Genomic DNA, 18,203 nt, shown 5'->3' on the forward strand with positions numbered 1-18,203 from the left:
ATCTTTTGCCTGGGCCGGTTTGTTAGCGTATCGAGACGTCAGGACTCGCTGTTCGCAGCACTTATCACCGCTCCAGGGAGCTAGCTGGATGACCTCACACTCTTCACACCCCCACGGCCTTGAGCTGCACAACGCCGGGCAGTTTTACATCAATGGCGAGTGGACTTCCCCCGCGGTTCCGGCTCTTCTGCCGGTGATCAATCCCGCCACTGAAGAGGTGGTCGCCGAGGTCGCGCGGGGTTCGGCCGAAGACGTTAATCGGGCCGTCGCAGCAGCGCGCGCGGCGTTCCCTGGATGGTCAGCAACGCCAGTCGCTGAACGCGCATCGATCCTGAGCAAAATCCACGCATTGATCCTTGAGCGCAAAGAGCCGCTGGCCCAGGCCCTGACGCTGGAAATGGGCGCGGCCATCAGTTTCTCCCGCGCCATGCAGGTGCCGCTGGCCGCCGAGCACGTGCGGGTCGCCCGGGATCTGCTGTCCACCTACCGCTTCCAGACCGTTGAAGGCAGCACCGCCATCGAGCGGGAAGCCATCGGCGTCTGCGGCCTGATCACGCCGTGGAATTGGCCGCTGTACCAGATCACCGCCAAAGTCGCGCCGGCCCTCGCCGCCGGTTGCACCGTGGTGTTGAAACCCAGCGAGCTGTCGCCGTTGAGCGCTTTGCTGTTCGCTCAACTGGTCCACGACGCCGGCCTGCCCCCCGGCGTGTTCAATCTGGTCAACGGCAGTGGTCCTGAAGTTGGCGCCACGATCGCCGCACACCCTGACATCGACATGATTTCCATCACCGGCTCAAATCGGGCCGGTGCCCTCGTCGCGCAAGCGGCGGCGGTGACGGTGAAACGCGTGACCCAGGAACTGGGCGGCAAGTCGCCGAACGTGATGCTGCCCGACGCCGACTTCGCCAAAGCCGTGCCGCTGGGGGTGCTGTCGGCCTTCCGCAACGTCGGCCAATCGTGCAGCGCGCCGACCCGGATGATCGTGCCCCGCGCCCGCCTCGCCGAAGTCGAAGCACTGGCCGCCGACACCGCCAACGCGTTGATCGTCGGTGACCCGCAATCCCCCGACACCCAACTCGGCCCGATTGCCAACGAAGCCCAGTTCAGCCGCGTCCAGGCCATGATCCAGGCCGGCATCAGCGAAGGCGCTAAATTGCTGTGCGGCGGACCAGGCCGCGTGCCGGGGTTTGAAAAAGGTTATTACACCAAGCCAACGGTGTTCTCCGAAGTGGGTTCGGCGATGCGCATCGCTCAGGAGGAAATCTTCGGCCCGGTGCTGTGCATCCTCGCCTACGACACCATCGACGAAGCCGTGGCCATCGCCAACGACACCGTCTACGGTCTGGGCGCCCACGTGCAGGCGCAGGACCTCGAACTGGGCCGCGCCGTCGCCTCGCGCATCCGCGCCGGGCAAGTGCATTTGAACCATCCGGCGTGGAACCCCATGGCGCCCTTCGGCGGCTACAAGCGCTCGGGCAACGGCCGGGAGTACGGCGTGATGGGGTTTGAGGAGTATCTGGAGACCAAGGCGATTATCGGCTTCAACGCCTGATCGCCAGCTGGCCGGGATCCTTGGACGTCGCAAATTGTGGGACCGGCTTCAGCCGGGAAGGCGTCATTCGTCACACCGCAAAATGGGTGGCGCACAAACCGGCCTCTTCCCGGCTAAAGCCAGTCCTACGAAGGCGTAGCGTGCAAGACTGCATCCGAAGCGCTGAAACCAGGAATCAGCGCCCACAAAAAAGGGCTGTCCGAGCAAACGGACAGCCCTTTTCAACAACCGCCCGGTTTACGCCAGGCTTTTGCTCACCACTTCATACACGTCCGGCGACAGCGGGCCGGAGGCGAGGATGCGCTCCAGTTCCGCTTTCATCAGCGCTTGCCGCGCGCTGTCGTACTTGCGCCAGCGGGTCAGCGGCGCCAGTTGGCGCGAGGCGATCTGCGGGTTGAAGCCGTTCAGCTCGATGACCAGATCGGCCAGGAAGCGATAGCCCGAACCGTCCGCCCCATGGAAGTTGATCAGGTTCTGCCCGGCAAAGGCGCCGATCAGGGCACGCACCTTGTTCGGGTTCTTCAGGGTGAACGCCGGGTGCTGCATCAGCGCTTTCACCCGCTCCAGCCCGCCCGGCAAGGTGCTGCCGGCCTGCACGCTGAACCACTGATCCATGACCAGCGCGTTGTCCTTGAAGTTTTCCGCGAACACTTCCAGCGCCTTGGCCTTCTCGGCCTCGAACGGCGAGTTCACCAACACGGCCAGGGCGGTCAGGCGCTCGGTCATGTTGTCGGCCGTGTCGAACTGATCGATGGCGGCGGCCAGAACCTCCGGCTTGCCGGTCTGCATCAGGTACGACAGCGAGATGTTCTGCAACGCTCGGCGAGCGAAGTGCTCGGACGCGGCCACATACGGCGTCTGCTTGGACAGCTCGCGGTTGGTCTGATAACGCGTCCACAGCGCGTCGCTCAGGTTGTCGGCCAATTGCTGACGGGCAAACTCCCGCGCGGCGTGGATCGCATCGACGTCCGCCACTTCGCTGATCTCAATGAGGTACGCCTCGCCCGGCAGCGAGAGCATTTCCGCGACCATGGCCTGATCCAGGCTTTCGTCGGTCAGTACGGTGTGCAGCGCGGTGATCAGACGCTGATCCATGACCAGCAGCTCGCCCTTCTGGTGCTGGGCGATCAGGTCCTGCAGCACCTGAACCGACAATTGCTGACCGGCATCCCAGCGGTTGAAGCCATCGCTGTCGTGCTGCATCAGGAACATCAACTGATCGCGGTTGTACGGGAAGCTGAGTTTGACCGGTGCCGAGAACCCGCGCAGGAGCGAAGGCAGCGGTTGTTCGTCGATGTCGATGAAGGTGAAGGTCTGCTCGGCTTCGGTTACCGACAGTACGCGGGAAGTGTTCACCGCCGGTGCTTCGCCGTGCAGGCGCAGGGGCAGCTCCTGACCTTGAGCGTCCAGCAGGCCCATGGCGACCGGGATCACGAACGGCAGCTTCTGGTCGCCCGGCTGGCCCGGCGTTGTCGGCGTACTCTGACGGAAGGTCAGGCTGTAGGTTTTCGCAGCAGCGTCGTAAGACTCGCTGACCGCCAGACGCGGCGTACCGGCCTGGGAGTACCAACGCTTGAACTGCGTGAAGTCGACACCGTTGGCGTCTTCCATGGCCTTGACGAAGTCGTCGCAGGTCACGGCCTGGCCGTCATGGCGCTCGAAGAACAAGTCGCTGCCCTTGCGGAATCCTTCCACGCCCAACAGCGTGTGGATCATGCCGACCACTTCCGCGCCCTTTTCGTACACGGTCAGGGTGTAGAAGTTGGAAATCTCGATGAAGCTGTCCGGGCGCACGGCGTGGGCCATGGGGCCGGCATCTTCGGCGAATTGGTGGGTGCGCAGGTAGGCAACGTCCTGGATGCGCTTGACCGTGGCCGAGTTCATGTCCGCCGAGAAGCCGGAATCACGGAACACCGTGAAGCCTTCCTTCAGCGACAGCTGGAACCAGTCGCGGCAGGTGACGCGGTTGCCGGTCCAGTTGTGGAAGTATTCGTGGGCAACGATCGCTTCCACGCGCTGGTGGGCGGCATCGGTGGCGGTTTCGGCGCGGGCCAGCACGGCGCTGGAGTTGAAGATGTTGAGGCCCTTGTTCTCCATGGCGCCCATATTGAAGTCGTTGACGGCGACGATCATGAAGATGTCCAGATCGTATTCGCGGCCGTAGACCTCTTCGTCCCAGCGCATCGACTTCTTCAGGCTGTCCATGGCGTGCTGGCATTTGTCGACGTTTTCCGGCTCAACGAAGATGCGCAGCGTGACCTTGCGCTGGCTCATGGTGACGAAGGTGTCTTCGATACACCACAAATCACCGGCCACAAGCGCGAACAGGTAGGCCGGCTTCTTGAACGGGTCTTCCCAGGTTGCCCAGTGACGCTGGGTGTCATCGGACGGGCCGGCGGCGATCAGGTTGCCGTTGGACAGCAGGATCGGGAAGGCCTGCTTGTTGGCGCTGACCGTCGTGGTGAACTTGCTCATCACGTCCGGGCGGTCGAGGTAATAGGTGATCTTGCGGAAGCCCTCGGCCTCGCACTGGGTGCAGAACATGCCGCTGGATTTGTACAGGCCTTCCAGGGCGGTGTTGGTTTCCGGGTGGATCTTCACGGTGGTGTCGAGGGTGAAGGTCTCGGACGTCGGCTGCACGGTCAGGCTGTCGGAGGTCAACTGGTAGCCGTTCTGTGACAGGTCGCCCTCGGACAGGTCGACATCCGCCAGTTTCACCGACAGCAGCTCAAGCTGCTGGCCGTCGAGTTCCAGCGGTGGCAAGGCCGCGCCCTGGGCCAGCGCGGCGCGCTCCGGGTTGCGGCGCATCACCAACTGCGCGTGGACAAGCGAGTGGTCGTCGAACAATTCAAACGTCAGGTGGGTCTCGTCAATGAGGTACTCCGGCGCCTGATAATCCTTCAGGTAAATCATTTTCGGCTGGTCGGTGCGCATGCTGTTGTCCCTTCTTCTGCTAATACGGGCTACTGATGCACGGCGAGTTGATACGCCGTGTATTTGCGAATATTGATCACGCCGGTGTCGAAGATCAGGTACTGCCCTTTGACGCCCAACAGGGTGCCTTCGGCGACCGGATTCTTGTCCAGGTTGAAGCTGACGATCTTGGTCGGGTAGGCCTCTACCGGGTATCGGATCTCGATGGGCTCGACATCGTTCATCACCTGAATGGCCTGCAAACCAAAGCGCATCTGCAACGCGACCAGGCCTTCGGCGCAGGACTCGAACAGTTGCTGACGAATCGCCGCCAGGTCAACCGCCGGTGCGTCGCCCTTGAGTAGCGCGCGCCAGTTGGTGCGGTCGGCCACCTGACTGCGGAACAGGTCTTCAACGAAACCGGATTGCTGGCGCGTGGCGCAGCGCACGATGGGCAACGCCTGACTGGCGCCCTGATCCAGCCAGCGGGTGGGCAGCTGAGTGGCACGGGTGATGCCGACTTTGACGCCCGACGAGTTCGCCAGATAGACCACGTGCTCGGTCATGCAGAACTGCTCGCCCCACGCCGGATCGCGGCAGGTGCCATGCTCGTGATGGCAGCGTTCGGGGCTCATGATGCACAGGTCGCACTGGGCCAGCTTGAGCATGCACGGGTAGCAATAACCCTGGCTGTAGCTGGTCTTGGTGCGCTTGCCGCAATGGCTGCAATGAATCGCACCCAGAAACTCAAGGCGCACGGTCTTGCCGATCAGCGGGTTGACCGGGATCTGTGAATCACCCAGCCGGAACGCGTATTCCACCCGCGAGGCCTCGAGCCGCGCGGACATTTTGTTGACGGAGCCTCTGCCGATTTCAATCAATGAATGGAGTCCGATTTGAACAGGATATTGGGCACCGGCGCCGACTTCGACGCGCACTCTTGCGGGCCCATGTAGCCGATGCGCTGGTCTTCGGGCACGTTGCGCACTTCCCAGGCAATCAGCGCCTGCAGCGACAGCTCACGTTGCTCCTGCGTCAGCTTGCGGCCGTCGGACCATTTGCCGATTTCCACCGCCAGCTTCAGGCTTTCGTAGACGTCCGGGGTGATGTTTTCGATCATTTCGACAAAAGAGGACATTGGGTTCTCCCAGAATTAAGCGGGCGATTTTAATGTTTGCGGCGGGCCAGTGCACCGCCCACAAGACCTGTAGCACAACCGATGATCAGGCCGCCGACGTGGGCGCCGTTGGCGATTTCGCCAAATCCGAGCACACCGACCACGCCGGACAGGCACACCACCAGCCAGATCAGCATCATCCCCAGAACACCGCGTGGTAAACGATACATGGGGTTGGGAGCGAGCAATTGAAAGATCCAGCAGTGGCCAAGCAGGCCATAAAGTACCCCGGACAGGCCGCCGAACAGGCTCGGGCCGCTCCAGAAATACTGGCCGTAGTTGGAAAACGCGCTGAACGCCAGGGTCAGGCCGAGCAGCTGCCAGCTGCCCTGGCGCATTTCGATGCGCCGGCCCAACTCCCAGAACCACAGCGCGTTCATCACCAGGTGCAGTAAGCCGAAGTGGATCAACATCGGGGTGACGACGCGCCACCACTGCCCGGCAGCCAGCGACGTTTCCACCGGCAGGAAACTGATGTACTCGCCGTTGACGCGAAAGTCGTTGAAGGTCAGCCAGCTCAAGGCCTCGAAGTTGTCGCCGAGCAGGGTCACGCCGGCGACGATCAGGCAGATGAGCAATATCGCGCTGGTGACCGGGCTGCTGCGAACTTGCGCCAGCGGGCTTGGCCTGCTCACGGCCACGACTTCGCGGCCCGGTGGCAACTGCGCGGTCGGGTCACCTTCGGGGTATTGCTGATAAAGCTGGCGGATGTCGTCGGCCAGTTGCGGCGCATCGGGCACCCACAGCACTTGCTCGCCGGCCTCTTCGCTGACCCGATGGGGCACGTTGAGGCGCCGCAGCAACTCGACGAAACCACTCAGGTCGGTTTGGAGGGGCAAACGCAATACAGCAACCGGACTCATTGACCCACCTCCGGTCGGGTGACGTCTACCCAGACGAACTTGTTCGGGTCGATCTGGGTTTCCTGGTCCAGCCGATACGCGACCAGCTTGCCGTAGAGCACGGCGCTGTAATCCAGGCACGCCAGATTCGGACGGATAGGCGCGGGGATGCCGCTGCGCCAGTAGTGGCCGACGAACAACAGTGGTTCATTGGCGCCGTAGCGCAGCAGCGCGTTTTTCTCGCTGGGTGACAGCGGCCGCCGCGCCACCGGCTCCGGCAGCGCGTCAGGCTGGAACACCACGTCGCCGTAGGTCTGCGGGTCGTCTTCCCAGAATTTGGTGCGGAACGAGGCGCGGGTCAGGCCGTCGCCGCCGGTCAGGGTCATGCCGTGGGGCAGGCGCATGGCGGTGCCGCGCAGCAGCCGATCAAACACCGCGCTGGCAAAACTGCCCGGCTCCGCCGAGGCCTGCACGAAGGCCTGATCGATGCGGCCGTCGCCGTAAACGCTGCGCAAAGGCGCGATCAGGCTGGCATCCCAACAGGCGTGCACCACACGAAAGCGCTCGGCGTCGATGAACAGCGGCAGCTGGTAAAACCATTTGAGAAAGTCATTCCAGTCACCGGGGTGCTGCTCGAACTGCGCCAGGGTTTCGCCCAGCAAGCGGGCATGGCGCGGCGTGTGTTCGCGCACCCACTCATGGCCGCTGTCGGGCGGCGCCGGCGTGCTCCAGCCCAGCGCGTTGAATTCATGGTTGCCCATGATGCAGAACGCCTGGCCGGCCTCGACCATGTCACGGACGATGTGCAGCGCTTCGCGAATGCGCGGGCCGCGGTCGATGATGTCGCCGAGGAACACGGCGATGCGTTCAGGGTGGCGCCAAACGCCGGCCTGAAAGCGGTAACCAAGGGTGTCGAGCAAGTGCTCAAGGGTCTGGGCACAACCATGCACGTCACCGATCAGATCGTAGCCACGCGCGGGATCGAGCATCAGTCGCTCCCGCCGCCAAGCCGACTGCCCCAACCGAGTTTGGTGCGGCAGACTTCGTAGTAGTTGTGATCGAGCGGGTGAATGAGGCGCAGCTTCTGCGGTTTCTTTTTCACAGTCACGGTGTCACCCGGCGCGCAGGTGAAGTGGTTCTGGCCATCGCAGGAAACCTGTGGGTAGATCGTCATGTCCTTTGAGACAACGATTTTCAGCTCACTGTTTCCATCGACGACAATTGGCCTGCCGGACAGCGTGTGCGGGTACATCGGCACGATGACGATGGCGTCGAGTTTGGGGTGCATGATCGGGCCGCCCGCCGACAGCGCGTAGGCCGTGGAGCCGGTCGGGGTGGCGACGATCAGGCCGTCGGCCTTCTGGCTGCAGACGAACTGGCCGTCGATGTAGATTTCGAACTCGATCATCCGCGTGGACTTGCCGGGGTGCAGCACCACGTCGTTGAGGGCGTCGCCCTGGCCGATCGCTTCACCGTGACGGCGCACTTCGGCCTGCAGCAGGAAACGGTTTTCCACCAGATAATGGCCGTCCAGCACTTCGGCGACTTTGACTTCCAGCTCATCGGGGCGAATGTCGGTCAGGAACCCCAGACTGCCGCGGTTGATGCCCAGCACCGGCACGTTGTGCTTGGCCAGCGCACGGGCAGCGCCGAGCAGACTGCCATCGCCGCCGACGACGATGACCATGTCGCAGACTTCGCCGAGCATCTTGCGCGAAGAGGTCTGCAAACCGTGGCCCGGCAGGACCTCGGCAATGGCGTCTTCGAGGATCACATGCAGGTGCCGGGATATCAGGAATTTCTTGAGTCGGCGAACGGTCTCCACCACCTGGGTACTGCCCAGGCGACCAATGATGCCGATATTTCGAAATTGCTCCATGGGGCTCCCGCAGGCTTGATGCGTGTAAAGAACGCGATTATGGGCGAAGGGGTCGGGGGCGGCAAATGGGCTCTCTGCGCGCAACCTTCGAGCAGCGCCGTTCCAAGGGTGCGAAATGTACGGGTTGCATCCGAAGGCGACGGTGGAGCGGTGGCCCCAAGCGCCCATCACCCGCTATTCTGCCTGGATGAATAACCCGTTCCCGAGCCTGAGCGCCCTCCCCCGTCAGCTGCGTACGCCCACCGTGCGTGATCTGGCGTGGGTGATTCTGTCGCCGCCCCTGCTGGCGGAAACCCGGTGGCCCCAGCGTCACCCGCTCAGCGGCAGTGACTGGGTGCAGCGGCCCGAAGCGCTTGAAGCTTTTTTAACGCAGCTGGACCAGGACGACAGCGCACTCAGCGACTGGCTGGGGAGAAGCTCGACGCGCCGGCTCGGGCTGTATTATGAGCGGCTGTGGCAATTCGCGATCCAGCACGCGCCAGGCGTCGAGCTGCTCGCGGCGAATCTGCCGATCCAGGGCGAAGGGCGCACGCTGGGCGAGCTGGACCTGCTGCTGCGGGATAAAGACGGCGTTTACCACGTCGAGCTGGCGATCAAGTTGTATCTGGGCCTTCAGGACCAGGACGGCGACGATCCGGCCCATTGGCTCGGCCCCGGCTCTCTCGACCGGCTGGATCTGAAGCTCGCCCACTTGAATCAGCATCAACTGCCCATGTCAGCGCGCCCGGAAAGCAACAAGATACTCGCCGCGCGAGGTGTTGAGACCTTCAGCGCGTCGCTCTGGCTGGGGGGTTATCTGTTTTATCCGTGGTCCCTTGATCCCAGGACCAAGACCGCCGCATCGCCCCAAAGTGCGCACCCCGACCATCTGCGCGGAACATGGCTGCATCAAAAGGACTGGCCAAGCTACGCAGCAAACAGCCTGGAGGGCCGCTGGCAATTGCTGCCCCGGCCGGCCTGGCTGGCACCCGCGCGCTGCGACGAGGCACGGACACTTCAAGAATTTCAGGACTGGCTAAACGCCCTCGACCCGCTGGCGGCGGCGCAACTGCTGGTGCGCCTGACCCGCCATCCCGACGGCCACTGGGAAGAGGCCGAGCGGCTGTTTCTGGTGTCGGACCTGTGGCCGAACCTGCCCGACCCGCGCCGCGTTACAGGCTCAGTCGCAGCACCAGCGCCGCGAGAGTAATCAACAGCACCGGCACGGTCAGCACGATGCCGACGCGGAAGTAATAACCCCAGCCGATGGTCACGCCCTTCTTCGCCAGCACATGCAGCCACAACAAGGTCGCGAGGCTGCCGATTGGCGTGATTTTCGGGCCAAGGTCGCTGCCGATCACGTTGGCGTAAATCATCGCTTCCTGCAGCACGCCGTGGGCGTGGCTTGCATCAATGGACAACAGGCCGATCAGCACCGTCGGCAGGTTGTTCATCACCGAGGACAGCAGGGCCGTCAGTACGCCTGTGCCCATCGCCGCGCCCCACAAACCATGCTCAGCGAAACGATCAAGCCAGGTCGCGAGGTAATCGGTCAGGCCCTGATTACGCAGGCCGTACACCACCAGGTACATGCCCAGGGAGAAAATCACGATCTGCCACGGCGCGTCTTTCAGCACCTTGCGCGTGGAAATGCGGTGGCCCTTGGCGGCAATGCCCAACAGGATCGCCGCGCACACGGCGGAGATCGCACTGATGGGAATTCCCAGCGGTTCCAGGGCAAAACAGCCCACCAGCAAGATCCCCAGCACCCACCAACCGGTCATGAAGGTCGCGCGGTCCTTGATCGCCGAAGACGGTTCGGCCAGTTGCGAGGCGTCGAAGGTTTTCGGGATGTCGCGGCGGAAGAACAGCATCAGCACCGCCAGCGTGGCGGCGACGCTGACCAGATTCACCGGCACCATCACCGAGGCGTAGCGGTTGAAACCGATGCCGAAATAGTCGGCGGACACGATATTGACCAGGTTCGAGACCACCAGCGGCAGGCTCGCGGTGTCGGCAATGAACCCTGCCGCCATCACGAAGGCCAAGGTGGTCGCCGGGGAAAAGCGCAGCGCCAGCAACATCGACATGACGATGGGGGTGAGGATCAGCGCGGCGCCGTCGTTGGCGAACAGTGCCGACACCAGCGCGCCGAGCAGCACGATGAACGCGAACAGCCGCCGCCCGTTACCGTTACCCCAACGCGCCACGTGCAGCGCAGCCCAGTTGAAAAACCCGGCCTCGTCGAGCAGCAGGCTGATGATGATCAGCGCAATGAACGTCCCGGTGGCGTTCCAGATGATGTGCCAGACCTGGGGTATGTCACTCAGGTGCACCACCCCGAACAGCAGCGCGAGCACGGCGCCAAACGTTGCACTCCAGCCGACACCGAGGCCCTTGGGTTGCCAGATCACCAGGGTGATGGTGACCAGAAAAATCGCGACGGCTATCAACATCTTTTTGGAGTTCTCGGGAGCAGGATGGCGAGGATGCCCAACAGCGGCAGGTAGGAGCACAGCGTGTAGACATAGACGATGCCGTGAAGGTCCGCGAGGTGACCCAATAATGCGGCGCCGATGCCGCCGAAGCCGAACATCAGGCCGAAAAAGATGCCGGCGATCATGCCGACGTTGCCCGGCACCAGTTCCTGGGCGTAAACGACGATGGCCGAGAACGCCGAAGCCAGAATGAAACCGATGATGACGCTGAGCACGCTGGTCCAGAACAGGTCGGCGTACGGCAGCGCAATGGTGAACGGCGCGACGCCCAGAATCGAGAACCAGATCACCGCCTTGCGGCCAATGCGATCGCCAATAGGCCCGCCGAAGAACGTACCCGCCGCCACCGCCGCCAGAAACATGAACAAATGCAGCTGCGAGCTGGCGACCGTCAGCTGGAATTTGTCGATCAGGTAGAAGGTGAAGTAGCTGGTGAAGCTGGCCATGTAGAAGTACTTGGAGAACACCAGCAGCGCCAGCACCACCAGCGCGCCGGTCACCCGACGTTTCGACAATCCGTGTGTCGCCGCCTGGCCGGCCTTGATCTTGAACAGCGCCAGGTGGGTCTTGTACCAGCGACTGATGGCGTACAGCAGGCCCACGGAAAACAGCGCCACCAGCCCGAACCAGGCGATATGCCCCTGACCGAACGGAATGATGATCGCCGCCGCCAGCAGCGGTCCGATGGCCGATCCGCTGTTGCCGCCCACCTGAAAGCTCGACTGCGCCAGACCAAAGCGTCCGCCAGAGGCCAGCCGGGCAATGCGCGAGGCTTCAGGGTGAAAGGTCGACGAGCCGATGCCTATCAGGCCCGCAGCGAGCAGGATCAGCGAGAAGCTGCCCACGGTCGCGAGCATCATCACCCCGCCCAGAATGCACAACGAGCCGACTGGCAACACCAACGGATTGGGATGGCGATCGGTGTAATAACCGACCCAGGGCTGCAGCAGCGACGCCGTGACCTGGAACGTCAGGGTGATTAAACCGACCTGGGTGAAGCTCAAGCCGTAGGAGGCCTTCAGCATCGGGTAAATCGAGGGCAGGATCGACTGGATCAAATCGTTGAGCAGATGCGCCAGCGCCACCGCACCAATGATGCGCATGACCAAGGGGCTTGATGGCGTTGATTGCGGGGCGGGAACGGGTTGGGTATCGGTCGCGGGCACGGTTGCAGGGCGGGTAACGGCCATCAGGTCCATCCATCGAACGTTGATGCGCCGTCGGACTCGTTACAGAACATGTCAGCGGCACAAGGGGTCGCCAATGTGCCATTTTTTGGGGCGCCGCTGCCATGTTTTGTTGCGGATTTGTGCGTTGGGTTGCGTGAAGCAGGGGCGGCAGTCAGATCGCCGTCTGCAATCTCCCCCGCGCAGTCAACGAACCTTCCACCTCATGCAGCGGCACTTTGGACGTCTCCGGCAACGCCAGTCCGCCCGCCAGCGCCAGCAGCGCAATCACGATCAGGTAAAACGCCGGTGCCAGGTTGCTGCCCGTTGCGCCAATCAGCCAGGTCGCCATCAACGGCGCCGTTCCGCCGAAGATGGTGTACGCCATGTTGTAGGTGATCGCCGATGCGGTGTAACGGGTGCGCGTCGGAAAGGTCTCCGACAGCAACGCCGCCGTCACCACGCCGCAGAGGACAGCGCCAATCGCCAGCAACATCACGCCGACGATGGACGCCACAAAGGAACCGGAACTGGCCATCAGAAACGACGGATACACCACCACGATCAGCAGGACGCAGGTGCTGAGCACCGTCTTGCGTCTCCCGACCTTGTCGGAAAATGCTCCGGCCACCGGGCAGATCGCCGCCGCGAACAGCAACGCAATCAACGACACCAGCAGCGCGGTCGCACGACTCAGTCCGCCAGCGACCTGCAAGTACGTCGCGAAGTAGGTGGTGAACATGTAGAACGACAGCGCCGTCAGCGACACGAACGCGCCCAGGCAGCAAATCGCCGCGCCATGGTTGCGCAGGGTTTCCTTGAGCGGTGAATGGGCGACCGCGTGTTCCTGCTTGACCGCCTGAAACGCGGGGGTTTCGTCCAGTTTCCAGCGCAGGTACAGCCCGACCAGACCCAAGGGCGCTGCGATCAGAAACGGCAGCCTCCAGCCCCAACTGCCCATGGCTTCGGCGCTCAGCGAGGCTTCCAGCGCGTAGGCAATGATCGCCGCCGCCGCGAACGCCGAAAAGGTCGAGACCGGCACGAAGCTGCCGTACCACGCCCGTTGCGTGCGTGGCGCGTGTTCCATCAAGTAAGCGCACGCCCCTGCGTATTCACCCCCGGCGGAGAAGCCCTGGGCGCAGCGGATGAGGGTAAGCAAGACGGGCGCCATGACGCCGATTGCCGCGTAGGTCGGCAACAGACCGATGATGGTCGTCGCCCCGGCCATCAACAGAATGGTGAACGCCAGGGTGCGCTTGCGGCCGATGCGGTCGCCCAGCATGCCGAAGAACACGCCGCCCAAGGGACGAAACGCGAAAGCCACGGCGAACACCGCGAAGGTTTTCAGTAACGCGGCGCTGGCGTCGCCGCTGGGGAAGAACTGCTGTGCAATGGTCGTGGCCAGAAAGCCATACACCGCGAAGTCGAACCATTCGACGAAATTGCCGATGGCGGCCGCCACGATGACTTTTCTCAGGGTGGCAGGATCAACCTGCTCAAGGACGGGAGTGGTCATGGAAACCTCGGCGCGCGTGGGAAAGATCCGATTATCGGCACAGCGCCCTGCCCGCCCGACTCCAGAAATGTCGCCGACGTACTCAGGACCGACCTATCGGAGGGTGTGGGCCGCAGGATTCGTGCCAGTGCCCGGAAGGGGTCATTTGCTCCCGTTCAGACCAGAAGCCCGTGAACACAACCGTGGTTCGTATTTCACATCCCATTTATCCGCCGTGGCGACGAGCACCACATCGTCATCCACCCGCACGATGCGTTCGTGAGGTTTGGCGCACGCATCCTGGGCATAGGTTTCCAACCGGTACGCAAAAATCTCGGCCACGCCCAGTAGCGCCCTGTCGAACCACGGCAACGCGAAGGTGATGACCAGAAACAACATCGCCATGGCAACCAGCCGTGCGAATTCGAGCTGCACGCGCCGGCCCAAGCGCTCTCGCGAACGCTTGAACGAAGCCCGCTCTGAAAACACTACAAACAGGAGGTTGTTGACCAGCGCAGACCACACGCCATACCCAAAGGCGCGAATAGCAACGCTGATATACAGCAGCGTGAGAAACGCGACGGCCACAACGACAGTGGCAGGCACTGCAATAAATGCGGTGGTGTAAGGAAAAGGATTGGACGCCGTTTTCGAGAACTCGTTGATCAGCGTGGAGGCGTAGCCGGCGGACACCGAAGCCGACATGGTCAACAGCCCGGCCATCAGCGCTTTGCCATACAAAGAGCGCTTCGCCCATCGATCCACTGCGCCGATCCAGCCGTTGATCTCAACACACAGGGCAATAATCAGCGGGATACCTGAGATTGCCATAACGCTATGGGCCGCTGCTCCCAACTCACCGGTGTACGCCACAGTCAGAAGTGACAAGAAAGCAATGAGCAGGCCAGCGTCATAAAGGCTCACTTTGAGCGAAAGACGCCGACGCTTTTTAATGAACCTGACTTTTCTGGCATGCAGATATCCCATGAACTTCAGCAACATTTGAACTCCTTGTTTTTACGTGGGAGGCGACACGCGAAGATCAGCGGCCACGTCAGTGGACCGCCTGCCTTGCAGCCCCCCCGAATGTATAAAGATCAACCGGGTGCCGATCGCGAACCGGCCCTCCTGTACGGACTGCTTCAACGCCAACAGCGCCTTGCCGGTGTAGATGGGCTCGAACGGGATGCCGGATTCGCGCTCGCAGGAGCGGATGAAGTCGAGCAACTGAGCATCAGTCTTGGCAAATGCGCCGAGGGATGCATCAAGCAACGAATAAGGTGGCCTTGACTTCAAGCAGCTGCTTTTTGCAGGGTCCGCATATTCCGATATTTCAGTAGTCCATTTCGCACACGGTCGCGAACCTTCCCGGAGCAATGCGTCGACATTACTTTCAACCCCATGACCTTCAGGCACCGCCATCGCGCCAATCACCGCGTGTTGCCCCGCCTCCGCGAGCACCAGTCCGGCAAGGGTGGTGCCAGTGCCACAGGCCAGCCACCAGCAGTCATAATCTTCCCACCCCAAAACGCCGAGCTGGCTGCGCGCCTGTTCGACGATTTCAGCGCAGCCCATTGCGCCGGCAAGCCCGCCGCCGCCCTCGGGCACCGGAAACAGATGCGGATACCGCTCGCGCCACGGCAGCCAGAAATCCGCGTCATGCCGCGCGCGATACCCGGCGTAACCCAGCCAGTGCAGCTCCATACCGAACGCTTGCAGATCCAGCACCGTTGGCGTCTCGACCGCATGCCCCCGCACCAGCCCGACCGTGGCAAAACCAAAGCGCTTGCCCGCCGCCGCCAGCGCATGAAGGTGATTGGAATGCGCGCCGCCCAGGCTGATAACGCCACGCGCCCCGGCTTGCTCGGCGGCCGCCAGATGGTGCTTGAGCTTGAACCATTTATTGCCGCTGATCAGCGGATCGACAAGGTCCAGCCGCAGGATCGCCGCCTCCACGCCGGCTGCCTGGAGCCAGTCGAAACGGAGGGGTTGCAGCGGTGCACAAGGGAGTGGTGATGAAGGAGCAAACATGAAATCGGTCGGGCAACGGACGGTGCGCGAGTCTAGCACTCGTTGCGCAGGGGGCTCGGTTTAGGAGGCTGTGTAGGGGGATTCTTGTTCTTCATTAGGACGCGTCTGGTTCGTGTTTTCGCTATGGAACGGCGCCTGGAAATGCCTCATCTTCGCCCGCCTCAGCCCTCTCTCATGGACGAGTTGATCGGTTCTTTACGGATCGGTCAGAGGCGCATTTTCCTGCCAGGGACGCTCATCCATGCTCACCGTATTGCCGCCTTTCTTTGATCACAGTCGCCATAAGCTTGTTGTTCATCGTTTGCCTGTGTCGCTCGACGTCTTGGCCTTCGAGGGCGAGGAACGGCTGAGTCAGCCGTTTCATTACCGCGTGGAATTTAATTCCGTCGAGCAGGACATCGGCGCCGAGCGGATGCTGGGGAAGACCGCTCAGTTCAGCCTGCATGCTGCGGCACATACGTTGCCTGTTGCGATTCGTGGGTTGCCGGTCCCTCGGGTTGAAGCGTTGCGGACGTTGCATGGGGTGGTCACGGGTTTTAAGCGGCTTTCCGGTTCGGCTGACGAGGCCAGATACGAGATTACTTTGCAGCCGCGGCTGGCGTTGCTGGGTCGTGGGCGGCAGTTCCGGATCTATCAGCATCAATCGGTGCCGCAGATTGTCGAGAGCATTCTGCGTACGCGGCATGATTTTGAGGGGCAGGATTTCCTGTTCACGCTGGTGCGGGAGTACCCGAAGCGCGAGCAGGTGATGCAGTACGGCGAGAGTGATCTTTCGTTTATTGCGCGGTTGTTGGCCGAGGTGGGGATCTGGTATCGCTTCACCAATGACGAAAGGTTGGGGATTGCGGTGGTCGAGTTTCATGACGATCAGCGGCATTACGTTCGCCCTCGGATCAGTTTGCCGTTAAGGCCTCAGTCAGGGTTGGGCAGCAGCGGGCAGGATGGGGTTTGGGGGCTGCAGGTCAGTCATGAGGTGGTGGAGAAGAACGTTCACTTTCGGGCTTACCACCATCGGGATGCGAACGCATGGCTGGATGGGGATGTGGATCAGACGCGGGGTGACACCACAACTTATGGCGAGGCGTATCGCTATGCGGAGCCGTATCGCGTATTGGGCGACAAGCTGGATCAGGATGAAGATCTGCTGGGGGAAAGCGGGTTTTTCTATGGTCGACTGCGGCATGAGCGGTATCTGAATGATCAGACTCGGCTGAGCGGCGTCAGCAGCAGTGCTTCGTTGGAATTGGCGCAGGTGCTGGCGATTTCCGGTGGGGCGCCGCAGGCTTTTGAACCGGGGGCGGTGATCACTGGCTTGAAGCTGCGTGCAGCGCGGGATCGAAGCTTTGAACTGAGCTTTGAGGCGATTCCTTATTCCGAGAGCGTGTGTTTTCGGCCGCCTCTGCAGGCCAAACCTAAGATAGCCGGCACTGTTCCGGCCCGTGTCACCAGCTCGCTGGCCAACGATCCCTACAGCCACATCGACAGCGAAGGTCGTTACAAGGTCAGCTTTCTGTTTGATCGCGACAGCTGGAAGCTGGGTCAGGAAAGCCTGTGGCTCAGATTGGCTCGACCCTATGCGGGCGACACCCACGGCCTGCACTTGCCACTGATCTGCGGCACCGAAGTAGCCATCGCGTTTGAGCAAGGCGACCCGGATCGGCCCTACATCGCCCATGCCCTCCATGACAGCCGACACCCCGACCATGTGACGCTGCTGCGCAGCGATTACAAACGCAACGTGCTTCGCACCCCGGCCAATAACAAGCTGCGCATGGAAGATGATCGCGGCAAAGAACACATCAAACTCAGCACCGAACACAGCGGCAAGAGCCAACTGAACCTTGGGCATCTGGTCGACAACGAGAAGGACAAGCGCGGCGAAGGGTTTGAATTGCGCACCGATGGCTGGGGCGCGATTCGGGCGGGAAGCGGGCTGTTTATCAGTGCGGATGAACAGACCAAAGCCCACGGTCAGCAGCTCGACATGGACGCGGCGATCGACCAGCTTGAAACCGCACTGTCGCTGGCGCGCACCATGGCCCAGGCCGCGAGAAGTGCGGGCGCCATTCCCGCCGATACGAGCGGCCAAACGCAACTGAACGATGCGCTCACCAATCTCACCGAGCCCGGGCTTCTGCTGCACGCGCCGGCCGGCATCGGCATGGTCAGCCCCGAGGCCATCTGCCTGTCCTCCGGTCGCGAAAGCGTCGCCATCACCTCGTCACGCTCAACCGACCTCAGCGCCGGACGCAACATCACCGGCACCGCCGAAGGTGCGATCAGCCTGTGTGCTGTGACCAAGGGCCTGCAAATCAAAGCGGTCCAGGGCGACCTGCAAGTGCATGCCCAAATTGGCGAACTGCACGCGCTCGCCCAAGACGACATCAAGATTGAAAGCCTGGCCGGCCGGATCGAAATCAGCGCGCCGAAGGAACTCGTCCTCAGTTGCGGTGGCGCATTCATCCGTATCAAGGATGGCGAGATCGAGCTGGGCGCGCCGGGGAATATCTATCACCGTGCCGTTTACGTGCTAAAGGGCGGTGCCACCACGCTGACCACCCCGGTGACGCCAATACCTTATGGCTATGGGGCGGGGTACACCCTGGTCGATGCGCAACAGGCCGCCGCCCGTTTCGTCCGTTACCGGATCACCACGCAGGCCGGCGAAGTA

The 18,203-nt window shown here is 62.2% G+C and carries 13 protein-coding genes and 1 pseudogene; 3 read left to right on the top strand and 11 right to left on the bottom strand.

Annotated features, from left to right (window positions below; all coding sequences use genetic code 11):
* Nucleotides 1-88: 88 nt before the first annotated feature.
* Nucleotides 89-1,552: an aldehyde dehydrogenase family protein gene (locus FX982_RS24355; RefSeq protein WP_172612923.1), complete on the top strand. Its 1,464-nt coding sequence runs from the start codon at nt 89-91 to the stop codon at nt 1,550-1,552.
* Between the two features lie 237 nt (nt 1,553-1,789).
* Here FX982_RS24355 and pepN read toward each other — a convergent pair whose 3' ends face one another.
* The 6 genes from pepN to FX982_RS24385 are packed head-to-tail and all read right to left on the bottom strand — an operon-like array spanning nt 1,790 to nt 8,363.
* Nucleotides 1,790-4,486 (bottom strand): aminopeptidase N, encoded by a 2,697-nt coding sequence (gene pepN / locus FX982_RS24360; RefSeq protein WP_172612924.1) that lies wholly within the window; start codon nt 4,484-4,486, stop codon nt 1,790-1,792.
* A gap of 29 nt (nt 4,487-4,515) precedes the next feature.
* Nucleotides 4,516-5,346: a DUF2797 domain-containing protein gene (locus tag FX982_RS24365; protein ID WP_172612925.1), complete on the bottom strand. Its 831-nt coding sequence runs from the start codon at nt 5,344-5,346 to the stop codon at nt 4,516-4,518.
* Nucleotides 5,343-5,603 (bottom strand): YeaC family protein, encoded by a 261-nt coding sequence (locus FX982_RS24370; protein ID WP_074888021.1) that lies wholly within the window; start codon nt 5,601-5,603, stop codon nt 5,343-5,345. The genes FX982_RS24365 and FX982_RS24370 overlap by 4 nt, the downstream gene beginning before the upstream one ends.
* 29 nt (nt 5,604-5,632) lie before the next feature.
* On the bottom strand, nt 5,633-6,505 hold the full coding sequence (locus FX982_RS24375; RefSeq protein ID WP_172612926.1) for a rhomboid family intramembrane serine protease: 873 nt from the start codon (nt 6,503-6,505) through the stop codon (nt 5,633-5,635).
* Complete coding sequence (locus FX982_RS24380; RefSeq protein ID WP_172612927.1) at nt 6,502-7,473, bottom strand: metallophosphoesterase; 972 nt, start codon at nt 7,471-7,473, stop codon at nt 6,502-6,504. The genes FX982_RS24375 and FX982_RS24380 overlap by 4 nt, the downstream gene beginning before the upstream one ends.
* On the bottom strand, nt 7,473-8,363 hold the full coding sequence (locus FX982_RS24385) for an NAD(+) kinase (RefSeq protein ID WP_037011709.1): 891 nt from the start codon (nt 8,361-8,363) through the stop codon (nt 7,473-7,475). The genes FX982_RS24380 and FX982_RS24385 overlap by 1 nt, the downstream gene beginning before the upstream one ends.
* Before the next feature lie 187 nt (nt 8,364-8,550).
* Between FX982_RS24385 and FX982_RS24390 the strand changes: the two genes are divergently transcribed.
* Entirely contained in the window at nt 8,551-9,552 is a 1,002-nt protein-coding gene (locus tag FX982_RS24390) for a DUF1853 family protein (protein WP_172613174.1), read from the top strand.
* Here FX982_RS24390 and FX982_RS24395 read toward each other — a convergent pair.
* The 5 genes from FX982_RS24395 to FX982_RS24415 all read right to left on the bottom strand — a co-directional run bounded on the left by FX982_RS24395 (nt 9,515) and on the right by FX982_RS24415 (nt 15,532).
* Entirely contained in the window at nt 9,515-10,798 is a 1,284-nt protein-coding gene (locus FX982_RS24395) for an arsenic transporter (RefSeq protein WP_172612928.1), read from the bottom strand. The two genes, FX982_RS24390 and FX982_RS24395, sit on opposite strands and share 38 nt — an antisense overlap.
* Nucleotides 10,792-11,943 (bottom strand): MFS transporter, encoded by a 1,152-nt coding sequence (locus FX982_RS24400; protein WP_438826350.1) that lies wholly within the window; start codon nt 11,941-11,943, stop codon nt 10,792-10,794. Before FX982_RS24400 ends, FX982_RS24395 begins: the two co-directional genes overlap by 7 nt.
* A 238-nt stretch (nt 11,944-12,181) precedes the next feature.
* Nucleotides 12,182-13,522 carry an MFS transporter gene (locus FX982_RS24405; RefSeq protein WP_172612930.1) on the bottom strand — a complete coding sequence of 447 codons (1,341 nt, stop codon included), beginning with the start codon at nt 13,520-13,522 and terminating at the stop codon, nt 12,182-12,184.
* Nucleotides 13,523-13,663: 141 nt separating this feature from the next.
* Nucleotides 13,664-14,503: a hypothetical protein gene (locus FX982_RS24410; protein WP_172612931.1), complete on the bottom strand. Its 840-nt coding sequence runs from the start codon at nt 14,501-14,503 to the stop codon at nt 13,664-13,666.
* 15 nt (nt 14,504-14,518) lie between these two features.
* Complete coding sequence (locus FX982_RS24415) at nt 14,519-15,532, bottom strand: 1-aminocyclopropane-1-carboxylate deaminase/D-cysteine desulfhydrase (RefSeq protein ID WP_172613175.1); 1,014 nt, start codon at nt 15,530-15,532, stop codon at nt 14,519-14,521.
* 241 nt (nt 15,533-15,773) lie between these two features.
* On the opposite strand from FX982_RS24415, the pseudogene FX982_RS24615 reads away from it, so the two are divergent.
* Nucleotides 15,774-18,110: pseudogene (locus tag FX982_RS24615) on the top strand (type VI secretion system Vgr family protein); the annotation flags it as partial.
* Nucleotides 18,111-18,203 lie beyond the last annotated feature (93 nt).

The organism is Pseudomonas graminis (assembly GCF_013201545.1).
In the GTDB taxonomy this organism is placed as follows: Bacteria; Pseudomonadota; Gammaproteobacteria; order Pseudomonadales; family Pseudomonadaceae; genus Aquipseudomonas.